At 60.3% G+C, this 15993-nt stretch carries 10 protein-coding genes and 6 tRNA genes; 3 read left to right on the forward strand and 13 right to left on the reverse strand.

Annotated features, from left to right (window positions below):
- Positions 1-21 precede the first annotated feature (21 nt).
- The 6 genes from OGM67_03550 to miaB form a co-directional block, all read right to left on the reverse strand.
- A complete protein-coding gene (locus OGM67_03550; GenBank protein UYJ35422.1) occupies positions 22-1251 on the reverse strand; it encodes a hypothetical protein in 1230 nt (409 codons plus the stop codon).
- A gap of 18 nt (positions 1252-1269) precedes the next feature.
- Positions 1270-2202 carry a tRNA (adenosine(37)-N6)-dimethylallyltransferase MiaA gene (gene miaA / locus OGM67_03555; protein ID UYJ35423.1) on the reverse strand — a complete coding sequence of 311 codons (933 nt, stop codon included), beginning with the start codon at positions 2200-2202 and terminating at the stop codon, positions 1270-1272.
- Positions 2195-4288 carry a DNA mismatch repair endonuclease MutL gene (gene mutL / locus OGM67_03560; protein UYJ36185.1) on the reverse strand — a complete coding sequence of 698 codons (2094 nt, stop codon included), beginning with the start codon at positions 4286-4288 and terminating at the stop codon, positions 2195-2197. The genes miaA and mutL overlap by 8 nt, the downstream gene beginning before the upstream one ends.
- 15 nt (positions 4289-4303) lie before the next feature.
- Positions 4304-6922, reverse strand: a complete 2619-nt coding sequence (gene mutS / locus OGM67_03565; GenBank protein ID UYJ35424.1) for a DNA mismatch repair protein MutS — start codon at positions 6920-6922, stop codon at positions 4304-4306.
- Between the two features lie 150 nt (positions 6923-7072).
- Entirely contained in the window at positions 7073-7480 is a 408-nt protein-coding gene (locus tag OGM67_03570; protein UYJ35425.1) for a YlbF family regulator, read from the reverse strand.
- Positions 7481-7524: 44 nt separating this feature from the next.
- Positions 7525-8907, reverse strand: a complete 1383-nt coding sequence (gene miaB, locus OGM67_03575; protein ID UYJ35426.1) for a tRNA (N6-isopentenyl adenosine(37)-C2)-methylthiotransferase MiaB — start codon at positions 8905-8907, stop codon at positions 7525-7527.
- Between the two features lie 263 nt (positions 8908-9170).
- On the opposite strand from miaB, the gene OGM67_03580 reads away from it, so the two are divergent.
- The 3 genes from OGM67_03580 (at position 9171) to OGM67_03590 (ending at position 12166) form a co-directional block, all read left to right on the forward strand.
- Positions 9171-9254: transfer RNA gene (locus tag OGM67_03580), tRNA-Leu, on the forward strand.
- 63 nt (positions 9255-9317) lie between these two features.
- The gene (locus OGM67_03585) at positions 9318-11261 is read left to right on the forward strand and encodes a DUF6311 domain-containing protein (GenBank protein ID UYJ35427.1); all 1944 of its coding nucleotides are present in this window, start codon (positions 9318-9320) and stop codon (positions 11259-11261) included.
- Positions 11258-12166 carry an RluA family pseudouridine synthase gene (locus tag OGM67_03590; protein UYJ35428.1) on the forward strand — a complete coding sequence of 303 codons (909 nt, stop codon included), beginning with the start codon at positions 11258-11260 and terminating at the stop codon, positions 12164-12166. Before OGM67_03585 ends, OGM67_03590 begins: the two co-directional genes overlap by 4 nt.
- A gap of 255 nt (positions 12167-12421) precedes the next feature.
- Here OGM67_03590 and OGM67_03595 read toward each other — a convergent pair whose 3' ends face one another.
- From OGM67_03595 to OGM67_03625, 7 genes are all read right to left on the reverse strand, one after another.
- A complete protein-coding gene (locus OGM67_03595) occupies positions 12422-13915 on the reverse strand; it encodes a Na+/H+ antiporter NhaC family protein (protein UYJ35429.1) in 1494 nt (497 codons plus the stop codon).
- Between the two features lie 30 nt (positions 13916-13945).
- Positions 13946-15340, reverse strand: a complete 1395-nt coding sequence (locus OGM67_03600) for a sodium:alanine symporter family protein (GenBank protein ID UYJ35430.1) — start codon at positions 15338-15340, stop codon at positions 13946-13948.
- 182 nt (positions 15341-15522) lie between these two features.
- Positions 15523-15597: transfer RNA gene (locus tag OGM67_03605), tRNA-Cys, on the reverse strand.
- Between the two features lie 47 nt (positions 15598-15644).
- A tRNA-Gly gene (locus OGM67_03610) sits at positions 15645-15720 on the reverse strand.
- 36 nt (positions 15721-15756) lie between these two features.
- Positions 15757-15832, reverse strand: a tRNA-Phe gene (locus OGM67_03615).
- Between the two features lie 3 nt (positions 15833-15835).
- Positions 15836-15912 (reverse strand) — tRNA-Asp (locus OGM67_03620).
- A 5-nt stretch (positions 15913-15917) separates the two neighbouring features.
- Positions 15918-15993 (reverse strand) — tRNA-Val (locus tag OGM67_03625).

Consider the following 15993-nt stretch of genomic DNA (forward strand, 5'->3'; position numbering starts at 1 on the left):
ATACAAAAGCCCGTATTTTCGTTATAATAGTTTGCCATCCTGCAGGTTTGTGCCCTGCACGATGATCTCGTCATACAGCCGCACCTCGTTATCGGTGCCGATCTTGCCGTTATCGGGGATCAGGATATAGCTGTCGTTCTCATACAGGGTCGCGATCCGCAGAAAGCGCTGCAGGTTGCCGTACTTGACATAGACGCCGCGCTGGCCGTCCACGATGTGGAGCGCCTGCTTGTCGATGCGGATGCCCTCGTAGGTCTTGAGGTCGATCTGCACGGTTTCCAGACCGAAGCCCAGAATATCGGCGTTGATGGTCTGGCATTGCAGCACGATTTTGGCAATGCCGCCGTCCTTGTCAGTCTGCACCTCCTCAACTGTGGCAGAAAGCGGGGTGTTCTGCTTGCCGGGCACGCTGATCTTCACTGTACCGACATTTTCAAAGCGGGCGGCAGTATCGAGGTCGCAGACGGCGTAGAATTTCCAGCTGAAGCCTGTTGTGATCTGCCCGGCGCGGTCGGCGTCAGCAGCCGGGAAGCCCTCCTGTAGCATGGTCTGCAGTGCGGCGGGGTCAGCGTCATCCAGCGCCTGCCGGTCGGCCCGGATCGATGGCGAGGCCGCCGTACTGCTGAAATAGCCGTTCGTTGCCGCCGTGATCGTCTGCAGGGTGTCAAGCTGGCTTTTCAGGCCGTCATACTCCTCCTGCAGGGCCGCGATGGTCTGGGAAAAGCCCGCCGTCTGCCCGGTGCTGATCTGCAGCCGGTTCTGGGCCAGCAGAAAGTTATCCTCTGCCTCGGAGATACCGCCGTACTGGGCTGTGTCCAGCTTATCCAGCAGGTTGTACAGGGACTGCCTTGTCTGGTTGGTCAGCACGGAAAGCTCGCTGCCGGTCGAATTCTGGGACTTGGTCAGCAGCGTGATGGTGCGCGCCAACCGGTCAAGCCGTTCGCGCTGAACGCCCTGCTCATCGCTGGTATAGCACTCTGCAACCACGGTGCCGTTCGTCACGCGCTCACCGTCCTGCACCAGATACCCCAGATTGCCGCTGCCAGCCACATCCACTGAGTCAAACGCGACAACGCCGCTCAGGCGCACGCTCTCGGCCATCGTGTACCGGATGGCCGTCTCGGTCTTGTAGGACTGGCGGAAGATGACAAAGCACTGCACAATGATATAAACCGAGACAAGCGCCAGCGCCAGCAGGCCGACAGCCTGAAAAAATTTCTTGGCCGCCGGGCGGTCCTGCCGTTCTCTCACTGTACACGCTCCTTTCGGCTACTGTTGCAAAAATTCACGCACCAGCGCGCAGGCGCGTGCGGTGACATCCTCTTCGTCGAGATACAGCCAGACAGCCTCATTCTGGCGGCGGAACCAGGTCAGCTGCCGTTTGGCATAATTGCGGGTGGCCTGCTTGAGCTTTTCGGTGCAGTCCGCAAGGCTCTGCTCCCCCGCAAAATACGGAAAAAACTCCTTGTAGCCGATGGCCTGTGCCGCTGTGCGGTAGGCCTCGCGGCGTTCATACACCCGGCGGGCCTCGTCCAGCACACCGCTTTCGATCATCGCATCGACCCGCCGGCCGATGCGGTCATACAGCACAGCGCGGTCGCGGCAGGTCAGACAGAGACAGAGCGAGCGGTACGGCGGCCGGGCTGCGCGGGCATTCACCCGCTCGGCGCTCATCCTGCGGCCGGTGGACTCATACAGCTCAAGCGCCCGGATGACCCGGGGCAAGTTGTTCGGGTGGACAAGCGCTGCGTAGTCGGGGTCGATTTGCTGCAGCCTTGCATACAGCGCCGCACCGTCTCCCGCATCGGCCTGTGCCTGCAGCCGGGCACGGATAGCGGGGTCGGTCTTTTCAGGGGCAAAGCTCATACCGTTCAGCAGGCTGGTAATGTACAGCCCTGTGCCGCCCACCACAAAGGGCAGCCTTCCGCGGCCCGATATCTCACGGATCAGCGGGTCCGCCGCAGCGGTGAAATCCGCCACACTGTAGGCTGTTTCAGGCGGCAGGAAGTCCAGCAGATGATGCGGTATCCCCTGCTGCTCCTCCGGGCTCGGCTTTGCCGTGCCTATGTCCAGCCCTTTGTAGAGCTGCATCGAATCGGCGTTGATGATCTCGCCGTCAAAGGTCTTTGCCAGCGCCACGCTCAGCGCGGTCTTGCCGCTGGCTGTCGGCCCGCCAACGGCGATAACGCGGGGTTCAGACAAGTCGGCCAAACTGCTTTTCCAGCTCCTTCCGGGTGATTTTCAGCACACAGGGCCGCCCATGGGGGCAGAACGGCGGGACCGTTCCGTCCATGATGTGCTGGGCCAGCGCCAGCATCTCGGCAGCGTTGGTGCGATCCCCCGCCTTGATGGCGGCACGGCAGGCGATGGAATGCAGCACCCACTCGGTCTTTTCCCGCAGGGCATCGCGGCCGCCGTCCGCCAGCTTTGCGGCCAACTCCACAAGCATATCCTCGACATCGTCCACCGCCACATCGGCGGGCACGGCACGGACAACCACGGTCGAGCCGCCAAAGTCCTCGGCCTCAATGCCCGCATCGGTCAGCAGATCGAGATTCTGCAGCACAGCCTGCTTTTCTGCAGCGGTCAGGTTGACCTGCACCGGCACAAGCAACATCTGGGACGGCACATTGCCGTAGTCCCTGGCAAGCTGCTCAAACAAAATACGCTCGTGCGCGGCGTGCTTGTCGATCAGGCAAAGCTCGCCGCCGCGTTCCGTAATGATGTAGGTCTTGAACACCTCGCCGACAAGACGCAGCGGCTCGCTTTGGGGCGGCGGCACCAGTGTTGTCTGCTCAGGGACAGCGGCATCCGGCAGGGCACTCAGGGCGCGGGGTTCGTTTTCTGCGTTTTCTGCATCGTCAGGCTCGGACGGCTGTGCCGGGGCCACCGTTGGAATGGCTGCTGCTTCGGCAGGCGTTTCGTCCGGCATGTCGGGCAGCACATCCAGCACCGTGTCATCAGTCAAGGCGGTGTAGGGCATCGGCTGCGGCACGGGGATGGATGTATCGGCGGTCACAGGCGTCACCGGCGCGGCAGGTGCCAGCGGCTTCGGCACAGGGCCGGCCTCATAGGCCGGTCGCGGAGACTGTGCCTCCAGAACATCCGGCAGAGGTCTGACGGGCACGGGGGCCGTCAGACCGGCCATTGCGCGATACTCTGCCGCAGAAAGCGTGGTGAAGCCGCCTTTCTTCTGCGGGGCAGCGGTTGGCCGTGCCAACGGCTGCGGAGCCTCCGCAGGCTTTTTCCCCTCAGGCTCGGGGGCCGTGTGGCCCATCGCAAAGCGGCACTCCCCGCTGCCGGGGGTCGCAAGCGCGGCGCGCACGGCGCGGTATACTGCGTCAAAGACATCGCTCTCCCGTGCAAAGCGGATCTCCGTCTTGGCCGGGTGAACATTGACATCCACCATGTCGGGCGGCATTTCCAGCATGAGGACGGCACCGGGGAACTTACCCTGCATCATTGTGCCCTTGTAGGCATTTTCCAGCGCGGCCATGATCGTGCGGTTCTTGACATAGCGGCCATTCACAAAGAAATGCTGTGCCCCGCGGCTGGCGCGGCAGGCACGCGGCGGCGTGACCAGACCGGTGACATGGTACAATTCGCTCCCGCCGTCCACAGCCAGCAGGTCGCGGGCAAACTCACGGCCCAGCACAGCATAGACAGCGCTGCGCAGATCCCCGTCACCGGGGGTCACATACTGCTGCTTGCCATCCCGCAGGAAGCGGAAGCTGATCTCGGGGTGGGACAGCGCCGTGTGCAGCACTGTATCCGCCACAAAGGTCGCCTCGCTGGCGTCCTTCTTGAGGAATTTCATCCGGGCGGGCGTGTTGTAGAACAGGTCGTTGACCGTGATGGTCGTGCCTACCGGCCGCGCGCCCGGCTCGATGCCCAGCGGCTCGCCGCCCTCAATGCGGTAGCAGCAGGCATATTCATCGGCCTCTGTCTTGGTCAGCACCTCGACCCGGGCCACGCTGGCGATCGAGGCCAGTGCCTCGCCGCGGAAGCCCAGTGTGTGGATATGCCCGAGATCCTCCGCCGTGGCGATCTTGCTGGTGGCATGGCGGATAAACGCCTTGTCGATATATTCTGCCTCAATGCCTGAGCCGTTGTCCACGATCTGCAGTTGCTGGATGCCGCCGCGGACAGCGGACAGCGTGATCTGGGTCGCGCCCGCATCAATGGCATTTTCCAGCAGCTCCTTCGCCACAGAGGCCGGCCGTTCCACGACCTCGCCCGCTGCGATCAGCTCTGCCGTATGCTTGTCCAATACGCGGATCTCCGCCATTGCTTTCACCTGCCTTTAGTCTTTGTCAAGGGTATTTTTCAATTCATACAGGAAGTTCAGCGCCTCCAGCGGGGTCAGCGTCTCGATGTCCACCTTGTGGAGCTTATCAACGACCTCGCTGGGAACGCTCGGGTTGTTGTAGGCCTCCACCGTCTCAAAATCCAGCTGCATCGTGCTGCTGTGGCCGGGGGCACTGGCCTCCAGCTGGCGCAGCACTGCATGGGCGCGCCGGGTCACGCTGCCGGGCAGACCGGCCAGCTTTGCAACCTCGATGCCGTAGCTGTCATCAGCAGGCCCCGCCACGATGCGCCGCAGGAAGGTGATGTCCTCGCCCCGCTTTTTGACGGCAATGTTATAGTTCTTTACGCCGGGAATGTCCTGCTCCATGCTGGTCAGCTCATGATAATGGGTAGCGAACAGCGTCTTGCAGCCGATGTTCTCGCAGATAAATTCTACCACACTGCGGGCGATGCTCATGCCGTCAAAGGTCGAAGTGCCGCGTCCGATCTCATCAAGAATGACAAGGCTCTCCTTCGTGGCATTTTTCAGGATCTCGGCCACCTCGGTCATCTCGACCATAAAGGTCGACTGCCCGGCAGCCAGATCATCCGATGCACCCACGCGGGTAAAAATGGCATCGACAACACCGATACGGGCGCTGGCAGCAGGCACAAAGCTGCCGATCTGCGCCATCAGCGCGATGAGGGCATTCTGGCGCATGTAGGTGGATTTACCGGCCATATTGGGGCCGGTGATGAGCAGCATCCGGTTTTCTTCCTCATCGAGCAGCGTATCGTTGGGCACAAACAGGCTGCCCTTGAGCATCTGCTCAATCACGGGGTGGCGGCCCTCCCTGATCTCCATGACGCCGCTCTCATCAACGGTGGGCATGACATAGTTGTTCTGCAGGGCAGCCTCAGCAAAGCCGGCCAGCACATCCAGCTGCGCCACAGCCGATGCCGTGCGCTGGATGCGGATGACCTCAGCCGAGATCGCCGACAGCAGATCGGCAAAAAGCTGATGCTCCAGCACCAGCAGCCGCTCGTTCGCACCCAGAATCTTATTCTCCAGCTCCTTGAGCTCCGGTGTGATGTAGCGCTCCCCCGTTGTCAGGGTCTGCTTGCGGGTAAAGCTGTCCGGCACAGAATCGGTGTAAGAGCGGCTGACTTCGATATAATAGCCGAACACCTTGTTGAAGCCGATCTTCAGCTTGGGGATGCCGGTCTCCTCGCGGTAGCGGGCCTCGAGATTGGAGAGGTATCCCTTGCCGCCGTGCATGATGTCGCGCAGTTCATCGACCTCGCTGTTGAAGCCCGCGCGGATGGCGCCGCCGTCCTTCATATTCGCGGGGGGATCATCGACAAGGGCCGTGCGGATGTTTTGCAGCACGTCCTCCAGCAGATCGATCTGATCAGCCAGCTGCACAAGCAGCGGCGCGCCGCAGGCGGCCGCCTGCGCCTTGACCTGCGGCAGCATGGCGCAGGTGTCCCCCAGTGCCTTGACCTCGCGCGGGGTGGCGGAACCGTACAGGATGCGGGTGGTCAGGCGCTCAATGTCGAACACATGGCCGAGTGCCTCTTTCAAATCGGCGCGGGCCATGTTGGCGGTGTAGAGTGCCTGCACGGCGCAAAGCCGCGCATTGATGGCCTCGGCATCCACCAGCGGCTGCTCGATCCAGGAGCGCAGCAGCCGCTTGCCCATCGAGGTTTCGGTCTTATCCAGCACCCAGAGCAGCGTGCCGCGCTTTTCGCGGCCGCGCATCGTCTCGGTCAGCTCCAGATTGGCGCGGGTCACAGGGGACAGCCGCATATACTGGGCATCGGCATAGTTCTGCACGGTCTTAATGCGCTCAACGCCGTGCTTCTGGGTCTCGTGCAGGTAGTTGAGAAGCGCCGCCACAGCATACGGGACAAGTGCGTCCTTCTCATAGCCGAGGGTCGTGCGCCAGTCGGCGCCGAACTGGTCGGCCATGGTCTGCTCCATGACGGCATCCTTAAAGCAGGCGTCCTCGCGCAGCTCCACCAGCGCGTGGGTGTGCTGCTTGATGTAGGTCGTCACATCCTTGAAGTCGAGCATCGGCGGGCAGATCAGGATCTCGCTGGGCATGTACCGGCAAAGCTCGGTGATGATCGCGCCGCCGATCTTCTCGGCGTTCAGCTCCGTGGCGTAGGCCTCACCTGTCGATATATCGGCAAAGCAGACGCCCGCGCGCCAGCGTCCACGGGTGCGGCGGCAGTAAATGCTTGCCAGATAGTTGTTTTTATCCTCCGAGAGCATGCTGCTCTCGATGACGGTGCCGGGGGTGACAACGCGGATGATGTCCCGCTTGACAAGCCCCTTCGCCAGCGCCGGATCCTCCATCTGCTCACAGATGGCGACCTTGTAGCCCTTGGCGATCAGGCGCGCCATATAAGTCTCATAGGAGTGGAACGGCACGCCGCACATGGGGGCGCGCTCCTCCTTGCCGCAGTTTTTGCCGGTCAGTGTCAGCTCCAATTCGCGCGAGGCTGTCAGCGCGTCATCATAGAACATCTCATAGAAGTCTCCGACGCGGTAAAACAGGATCTCGTTCGGATGCTGTTTTTTGATTTCAAAATACTGCTGCATCATGGGCGATACTGCTTGCTCGGCCATGTTTCACACTCCTGTTTTGTCTGGTTGTTGCATTGCTTTGTAGGGGCGGGCATTGCCCGCCCGCGGGTTGTTTGTCCGGGCTATGGGCGGCAACGGGAAGTGACGGGCGAGCAATGCTCGCCCCTACAGTTTCCTACCGCGCCTCACGCTTTAGTGGCAGCCGCCGCAGCTGGCGCAGCTGCCGGTGCAGCCGCCGGTGGGTGCCTTGACACTCATCGGGTCGCCGCCGTTCATTGCCGTGTTGATGATGGCGTCAATATGGCCGACCATCTCCTCACATTCCTTCTTAGCCGTATTGTAGCGGACCATGCCCTCACTGGCCATGATCTGGCTGTACAGGCTGTTGACGCGCTCGTTCAGCTCGGCCACACGGGCGGCATCGGTCTCGGGCTTGGCACTTTCATTGTTCAGGTCCAGACGGGCGAGGTTGAATTCGCCGATCATCTGCTGCAGTTCCTCGTCAGCGTCATTCTCACGGCGGGCAGCGTCCAGCTCCAGATAGCGGGGGTCGGTCTGCAGGGCGGCGGCGGCTTTCTTAAAAAGATCAATGCAATCCATGGTAGATATTCTCCTTAATTATATATAGTAGGTTTGATACCGGTTTACTCGGCAAGCTCGCCGACCAGCAGGGCGGCGCGGGAGCCTGTGATGCGCACCATGGCCCACTGGCCGATGAGCGCCTCGGGGGCTGTGAACTCCACAACAAGGTTATTATCGAGGCGGCCGTTGACGGTCCCCTCGTTGCGGCCGGCGGCCTCCACCAGCACACGGACGGTCTGCCCTGCCATGGCGGCGGTGGCCGCAAAGGCGAACTCCTCCTGCGTTTTCAGCAGGCGGTCCATACGGGCAGCCTTCTCGGCGTGGGTCGTGGGATCCGGCAGCTTGGCCGCCGGGGTGCCGTTGCGCTTGGAGTAGATAAAGGTGAACAGCTGCATGTAGCCCACCTTGCGGATAAGCTCCAGCGTGTCCTCAAAATCTTCCTCGGTCTCACCGGGGAAGCCGACAATAATGTCGCTGGAGAAGGTTACACCGGGGATCTTCTCCTTCGCGTAGTGGATAAGATCCATGTACTGCGCAACATCATAATGGCGGTTCATCTCCTTGAGCAGCCGGTCAGAGCCGGACTGCACCGGCAGGTGAATGTGCTTGCACAGATGCTCCTGCGCGGCGATCGTGTCGATCAGTTTGCGGCTGGCGTCCTTCGGGTGGCTTGTCATAAAGCGGATCTGGTAATCACCGGGGACCGCGCACAGCAGGTTCAAAAGATCGGCAAAGTCGATGGGGTTTTCCAGCCCTTTGCCGTAGCTGTTGACATTCTGGCCCAGCAGAGTGATCTCCTTGTAGCCCTGCGCCACCAGCTGCCTGAACTCCGCCAGAATGGCGGCGGGCTCACGGCTGCGCTCCCGCCCGCGGACATACGGCACGATGCAGTAGGTGCAGAAGTTGTCGCACCCGTACATGATGGGCAGCCACGCGCGGAAACCGGAATCGCGGCGGATGGGCATCTCCTCGACCACGGCGTTGCGCTCGGAGGGCTTTTCCAGATAGCGCTTTCCCTTGCGGATGCGCTCCGCCAGCATGGCGGGCAGACGGTCAATGCCGTCCACGCCGAACACCAGATCGACATACGGGTAGCTCTGGCGCAGCTTTTCCACAATATGCTCCTGCTGGGCCATGCAGCCGCAGATGCCGATCATCAGCCGCGGGTTTTCTTCCTTGAGCTTTTTGAGTGCCCCCACATTGCCGAATACGCGCTGCTCGGCATGCTCACGCACGGCGCAGGTATTAAAAAGGATCAGATCAGCCTGCTCGACCGTATCGCACAGGCCGTAGCCCACATCCTGCAAAACGCCCTTGATCTTTTCACCGTCATTGACATTCTGCTGGCAGCCGTAGCTGCGGACATAGGCCAGCGGCGGGGTCTCGTAATAGGATGCCAGCGCTTTGGCAGCGGCATCATTATGGGTATAGGTCAGCTTTTCCAACTAAATTCTCCTTATCCAAAACGCCCGCATACTGTAAAATGGGCGCACCTGTCCAAACATACCATATCAGTATAGCAAATCGCGGCCAAAAGCACAAGCGGAAGAATTTGAATTTTTTGTGCTTTTTGAGTGGAAACTGTCTGCACAGACAGAAATCTTCTCGCCTTCGGGGCAGTGGGGATAGTCCCTTGGCCTTTTTGTGCAAAAACACCCGGCGGGAAGATTGACATTTCCGCCTTTTTGCGCTACAATAACCATATTATGCCGCTGTGGCGGAACTGGCAGACGCAAGGGACTTAAAATCCCTCGGTAGCGATACCGTACCGGTTCGATCCCGGTCAGCGGCATGGAACCAAAGTCCAGGCAGTCCAACGGCTGTCTGGGCTTTTTTGCATCAGAAAGGCGAAGCCATGTCAAAGATTCAATCCTCGCGCAAGACGCAGTTGTTTGTGCTGGGGGCCCTGCTGGGGGCCGCCGTGTTTTTGCTTGTGTACGGTATCGCGCCGCTGGATGTGGCAAACGATGCCTTCTGCCGCGGCGGCTATGTTGAAAAGGATATTCAGCAGCATTACGCCGGGTGGCTTTTTTACCGCGACAGCACCCTGCGCTGGCCGCTGGGCGTAAGCCCCGCCGTCAACGCCCCCAGCGGCGTGAGTGTGGCCTACACCGACTCTATCCCCCTGCTGGCGGTGCTCTGCCGCCCGCTGGCCGCACTCTGCGGCGGTACCTTTCAGTATTTCGGCTGGTTTACATTTTTCTGCTTTTTGCTGCAGGGCGGCTTTGGTGCGCTGCTCTGCAGTCTGTTTGCGGCAGGAACGGCAGCACCGCTGGCCGGTGCTCTGCTGTTCGCGGCAAGCCCCATTCTGATCGAGCGCGCGTTCCGCCACACCTCGTTAGGCGCGCAGTGGCTTGTTTTGGCAGCGCTGTACTGCTATTTCTCGCTGCGGCGGCAGGGGCGGTACGCTGCACCGGGGCTGTTTTTCCTTAATGTGATCGCCGTGGGCATCCACCCCTATTTTTTGCCCATGACCTACGCCGTCACGCTGGCGCTGCTGCTGGAATACGCCGTGCAAAAACGGCAATGGCTGCGCCCGGCGCTTTTCCTCGGTGCCAATATGGCCTGTACTGTCTTGCTGGGCTGGGTGCTGGGCTTTTTCTACGGCACCGCCACCAGCGGCGGGCAGGCGCTGTACGGCTATTTTGCCATGAACCTGAACGCACTGTGGAACCCTGTAGGGGTAAACGGCGTTCTCTACAGCCGCCTGCTGCCTGCGCAGAATCAGGTCGAAGGCAACTATGATGCCTTCGCCTATCTGGGCCTCGGTGTGTTGGCGACCCTGCCGATCACGCTCACGGCGGCGCGGCGGCGCATATTGGCCGCTGTGCGGCGGCACTGGGCGCTCTGCCTTGTCTGCTGCGTGCTGACCTGCTTTGCTGTCAGCAATGTCATCACCGCCAACGGGGCGACACTGGCCGTTCTGCCGCTGCCGCCGTCCCTCATCAAGCTGTTTTCTGTTTTTCGCTCCGGCGGGCGGCTGTTCTGGCCTGTGTACGACCTGCTGACGCTGGCTGCCTTTGCAGGGCTGACGCGCCTGCCCCGTGCTGCCGTCTGGGCCGCACTGCTGGCTGCCGTGCAGCTGTGGGACATCAGCCCCGCACTGGCTGCACGGCATGACGCAATGACAAGCGCGCAGAAAACGGCAGCTTTCCCGACTGAGATGGTCAGCGACTTCTGGCAGGCCGCCGAACAATACCGGCACATCCTCTCGGTGCAGGGCCTGCAGGCCGACTGCCTGCATCTGGCGCTGTGGGCTGCCGACAACGGCATGACCACCGACGATCCTTTCGCCGCCCGGTATGACGAAAGCGCCCTCGCCGCCCAGCGGCAGACCGCGCTGGATGCCTTGGCCGCCGGCACGCCGGAGGGCGATACGCTCTATCTGTTTGCTGATGAGGGGACTTTTTTGCAGGCTGTGGAGCCTGTGCGGAGCCTTGCCTGGTGCGGACAGGTAACCGGGCCGGGCGGTGCCGTCTGGTATGTCGTTGCACCCGGCCTGCAGGGGCAGACCTTTGATGCCCTCTGCACCCCCTATAACGAAAGCTATCCTCTGCGGCTGGCCGATTACACCGATGCGCTGTGGAACCGCGGCGTGTTGGACGCCACAAAAAAGACCGTCTGCTTTGCCGATTCTCCCTTTGCACGCGCCCGCTTAACGGATGCCGCAGCGCTGTGTGCAGACGGGCAGGAATACCCGATACTGGATGTGGATGACCACGACGCCGGCTGGCTGATGGTCACCCTTGATATTGACGACGCCACGATTTTGTGGGATCAGGAGTTGACGACAAAATGAAAGAACTGCATGTAAAATGCCTGCTGCCCGTGCGGATGGACAAATATCTGATGGATCAGTTTCCCGCCCTCAGCATGGGGCGGCTGAACAAGGCCCTGCGGGAGAACAAGATCAAGCTGAACGGCAAAAAACAGCCCCTCTCCACCCGGGTACAGAACGGGGACAGCATCAGGCTCTTCCTGACTGATGAGCAGCTGGAGAACCGCCCCACCCCTGCCGCCGTGTTTGTATATGAGGACGATGACATCATTATCGCCAATAAGCCCGCAGGCATTGCGGTAGACGGCCCCGACAGCGACACGCTGGTGCGCCGCGTGCAGGCAAAGCTGGCCGCCGAGGGGAAACCGACCCATGCCGTGCTGTGCCACCGGCTGGATACCGGCACCAGCGGTCTGGTCCTGTTGGCCAAAAGCAGCGCTGCGGAAGCCTTTCTGACGACCGCCATCAAGAGCCGCGCCATTGAAAAGCGGTATCTCTGCGTGACCTTCGGCCGCCCGAATCCACCCGCCGCCCTGCTGCGGGATTACCTTTTGAAGGATGCCGAGCGCGGCATCGTGCGCATCACCGACACGACTGCTGGCGGTGCAAAGGAGGTCATCACCGGCTACGAAACGCTGGCTGTCAGCGGCCGTCTGGCGCTGCTGGAGGTCGAGCTTGTGACCGGCCGCACCCACCAGATCCGCGCCCATCTGGCCCACATCGGCTGCCCGATTCTGGGCGATTCCAAGTATGGAAACAACGCCGCCAACCGGGAGCTGCGGTTCAAATATCAGGCCCTCTGCGCGTGGGAGCTGCGGTTTCCTGCTCAGATCGCCGACCCGCGCTTTGCCCATCTGGCCGGGCGGGTATTTCACGCCGAAAAGCCGTGGTATTACCAGCAGATTCTGGACGGTACGCTGAAGTAAAGGCAATACCGCATAATTCTAAGCGCCGATACGGCGAGCGAGGTGCGGCAACTGCTAAGCCAAAAGCGCAGATAATACTGGATGTCTTATCGAGCATTTTGGCAACGCAGATGCCGCGCCGCAGCCGCCGGAGCGGTGCTTGAGCCGTTAGGCGGGAATTGTGCGGTATTGCCTAAAGGCTTTGGGCCGGGCGGATACGGAATTTGCCCCTACAAAAAAAGCAGTGCCTTCCGCTTGGAAAGCACTGCTTTTTCTTTATGCCCTGGCGTCCTCGGCCAGACTGCGCCTGCGCAGATACAGCAGGGCTGCGGTCAGAATGGCAAGCGACGACACCAGCGTGATGAGCCAGTTTTCGGTAAAGCCCGCGATCAGGTAGCCGGGCACACAGGCCGCCACGACGACCATGGCGTACTGCATCTGGGTCTGCACGTGGTTGATGTGGTTCGACTGTGCACCGGAGCTGGACATGATGGTCGTATCCGAGATCGGCGAAATATGGTCGCCGCAGACCGCACCCGCCAGCACCGCGGATACCGCTACGATCATCATGGTGGGGTCCGTCTCGGAGAACATATTGACGACGATGGGGACCAAAATCGCAAACGTGCCCCAGCTGGTGCCGGAGGAGAACGCAATAAAAATCGCAATGCAGAAGATCAGCAGCGGCACAAAGCGCATGAGACCCTCATTCAGGCTGACGGCCTGACGCACAAAGTCGCCGATGCCCAGCGCGTCGGTCATGCCCTTCAGCGTCCAGGCCAGCACCAGAATCAGGATGGGAGGCATCATCAGCTTGCCGCCCTCGGGCACGGAGTTCATGAAGTCCTTAAAGCCAACAACGCGGCGCGGCAGGTAGAACAGCAGCAGGAAGCCCACCGTGACAAGACCCGCAAAGACCAGCGACTCCGACGAGGAGCAGTTGGCAAAGTCCTCAACAAGGTTCGTGCCGCCGTTCAGATAGCCGGTCCAGATCATCGTGGCGATGGCCGTAAAGATCATGACGATCATCGGTGCAATCAGGTCAATGACCTTGCCCTTGGCAAATTTACCGCCCTCGGTGGGGTCCTTGATTTCCTGGTTTTGGAATGCCTCCCCGCCCGAGGTGAACAGGTCACCGTGGGCGGCGTTGCGCTCGTGCTTTTTCATCAGGCCGAAGTCGAAGCCCAGCAGCGAGGTAAAGAACACCATGTAGAGCGTCAGCATCGCGTACAGGTTGAACGGGATCGTGCGGACGAACATTTCAAAGCCGGACATCGAGCTGCCCGCCGGGACGTAGGAGTTGACCGCCGCCGCCCAGGACGAGATCGGCGCAATGATGCAGACCGGGGCCGCCGTGGCGTCGATGAGGTAAGCCAGCTTGGCGCGGGAAACCTTGTACTTGTCGGTAACCGGGCGCATGACAGAGCCGACGGTCAAGCAGTTGAAGTAGTCGTCCACAAAAATCAGCGCACCCAACAGCGAGGTCGCCACGAGCGTCGCGCGCTTGCTCTTGAGCTTTTTCGCCGCCCACTCACCATAAGCGCGGGTGCCGCCGGACTCCTGCATGAGCATAACGACCATGCCCAGCAGGATCATGAACATCAGAATCGAGAAGTCGACGCTGTCGATCATCGTGTTGAACAGTGTGTCAAACGCGACCCAGGGGTGAAACTCTGCCACCAGCAGCGCACCCAGCGCACAGCCGGCGAACAGCGAGAGATAGACTTCCTTTGTGAGCAGCGCCAGCAGAATGGCGATGATCGGCGGCATCAGGGACCACCAAGTTCCTACAAACATTTCTTACACCTTTTCCTTTTCAAAATATTCCTTTGTCAGCTGCGCCACTGTGCCGGAAAGCAGCAGCAGCGCAATCAGGTTCGGGATGCTCATCAGACCGTTGAAGGTATCGGCAATGCTCCACATCAGGCCCAGGTCCATCGTAGCACCCAGGATGGAAACGAAGGAGTACACCACGAAGAAGGGGCGCACGACCTTGTCGCTGCGGCAGAGGAATGCGATAAAGCGTGAGCCGTACAGCCCCCAGCCGATGATGGTGGAGAAGGCAAAGCAGCACAGTGCCACCGCCGTGAAGATGGATGCCCAGCCGCCGTAGGTCGTGGTAAAGCCGGAGATCGTCAGCTCAGCCCCGGCAGCCGTGCCGTAGCTGACTGCCGTGCCGCTGCACAATATGACCATCGCTGTAAGCGTACAGATAACGATGGTATCGGCAAACACTTCGAAGATACCAAACACGCCCTGCTTGACCGGCTTTTTCGTGTCGGCACAGGCGTGGGCGATCGAACCGGTGCCAAGGCCCGCCTCGTTGGAGAAGATGCCCCGGGAAACGCCCTTCTGCATACTGATAAAGAGGCTGCCGACCGTACCGCCGGTGAAAGCCGCCGGGTTAAACGCCCCGGCAAAAATCGACTCCATCACTGCCGGAAAGCGCGGCAGATTCAGCGCAACCACGCCCACGGCCAGCACAATGTAAAACAGCGCCATAAAAGGCACCAGACGCTCACTGACGCTGCCGATGCGCTTGATGCCGCCCAGCAGGACCATCGCCACCAGCATGGCCACTGCGATGCCCACCACAAGATTCAGGGTGGAGAGCACCTCACTGCCCACAAGGTTATACTGCAGCAGCGCCGTGTCGATGGCTGCTACAATGGTGTTGACCTGCGTGGCGTTGCCGGTGCCAAAGACAGTCAGAACACCAAACAGCGAGTAAAGCACCGCCAAAAACTGCCAGTGCTTACCCAGACCGTTTTTAATGTAGTACATCGGGCCGCCGACCCATTCCCCGGCCGCGTTTTTCTCCCGAAAATGCACCGCCAGCGTGACCTCTGCAAATTTGGTACACATACCCAGCAGCGCCGAACACCACATCCAGAACACAGCCCCCGGACCGCCGATGGCAATGGCGCCCGCTACGCCCGCAATGTTGCCGGTGCCCACCGTGCCCGCCAGCGCCGTGCATACCGCCTGAAACGGCGTCATCGAGCCATCCGAGGCATCCTTTTTGCGGAACATCCGCCCGATGGTCGTTTTGATGGCATACGGAAATTTGCGGATCTGCAAAAAGCGTGTCCGCACGCTGAGAAGCAGCCCTACGCCGATGATGCACACCATGGCGGGGACGCCCCACACAAAATTATTGACAGCCTGATTGACCGCCGCAATCGTCTCAATCATTAAACCCCAATCCCTCTGTAGCTTTTTTGTATATAAAGTGTTGCGCAAGTTAGTATACCATGCCGCCCCGCAATTTGCAAGGCAAACAGCAACGCCGGCAATCTACATACAAGCTGCCCGTTGAAGAAGGTATATTCCTCACCAATGAAAAAGCCTGCGATAGAATCACTATCACAGGCTTATGGAGGTGACGACCAGATTTGAACTGGTGAATGAAGGTTTTGCAGACCTTTGCCTTACCACTTGGCCACGTCACCATATGAGTGAAAAATCGGCTTATTGAGCCGATTTTTCACTATTTTTTTGGAGCGGCCGACGAGGCTCGAACTCGCTACCTCCACCTTGGCAAGGTGGCGCTCTACCAGATGAGCTACGGCCGCATACTGTATATTCTTTACGAAGAACATACAAGAAACTGGTGCCTCCGATCGGAATCGAACCAATGACACGGGGATTTTCAGTCCCCTGCTCTACCGACTGAGCTACAGAGGCAAATGGCGACCCGAATCAGGCTCGAACTGACGACCTCTAGCGTGACAGGCTAGCGTTCTAACCAACTGAACTACCGGGCCAAATTTGGTGGAAGTTAACGGGCTCGAACCGCTGACCCTCTGCTTGTAAGGCAGATGCTCTCCCAGCTGAGCTAAACTTCC

The organism is Oscillospiraceae bacterium (assembly GCA_025757985.1).
Classification (GTDB): domain Bacteria; phylum Bacillota; class Clostridia; order Oscillospirales; family Ruminococcaceae; genus Gemmiger.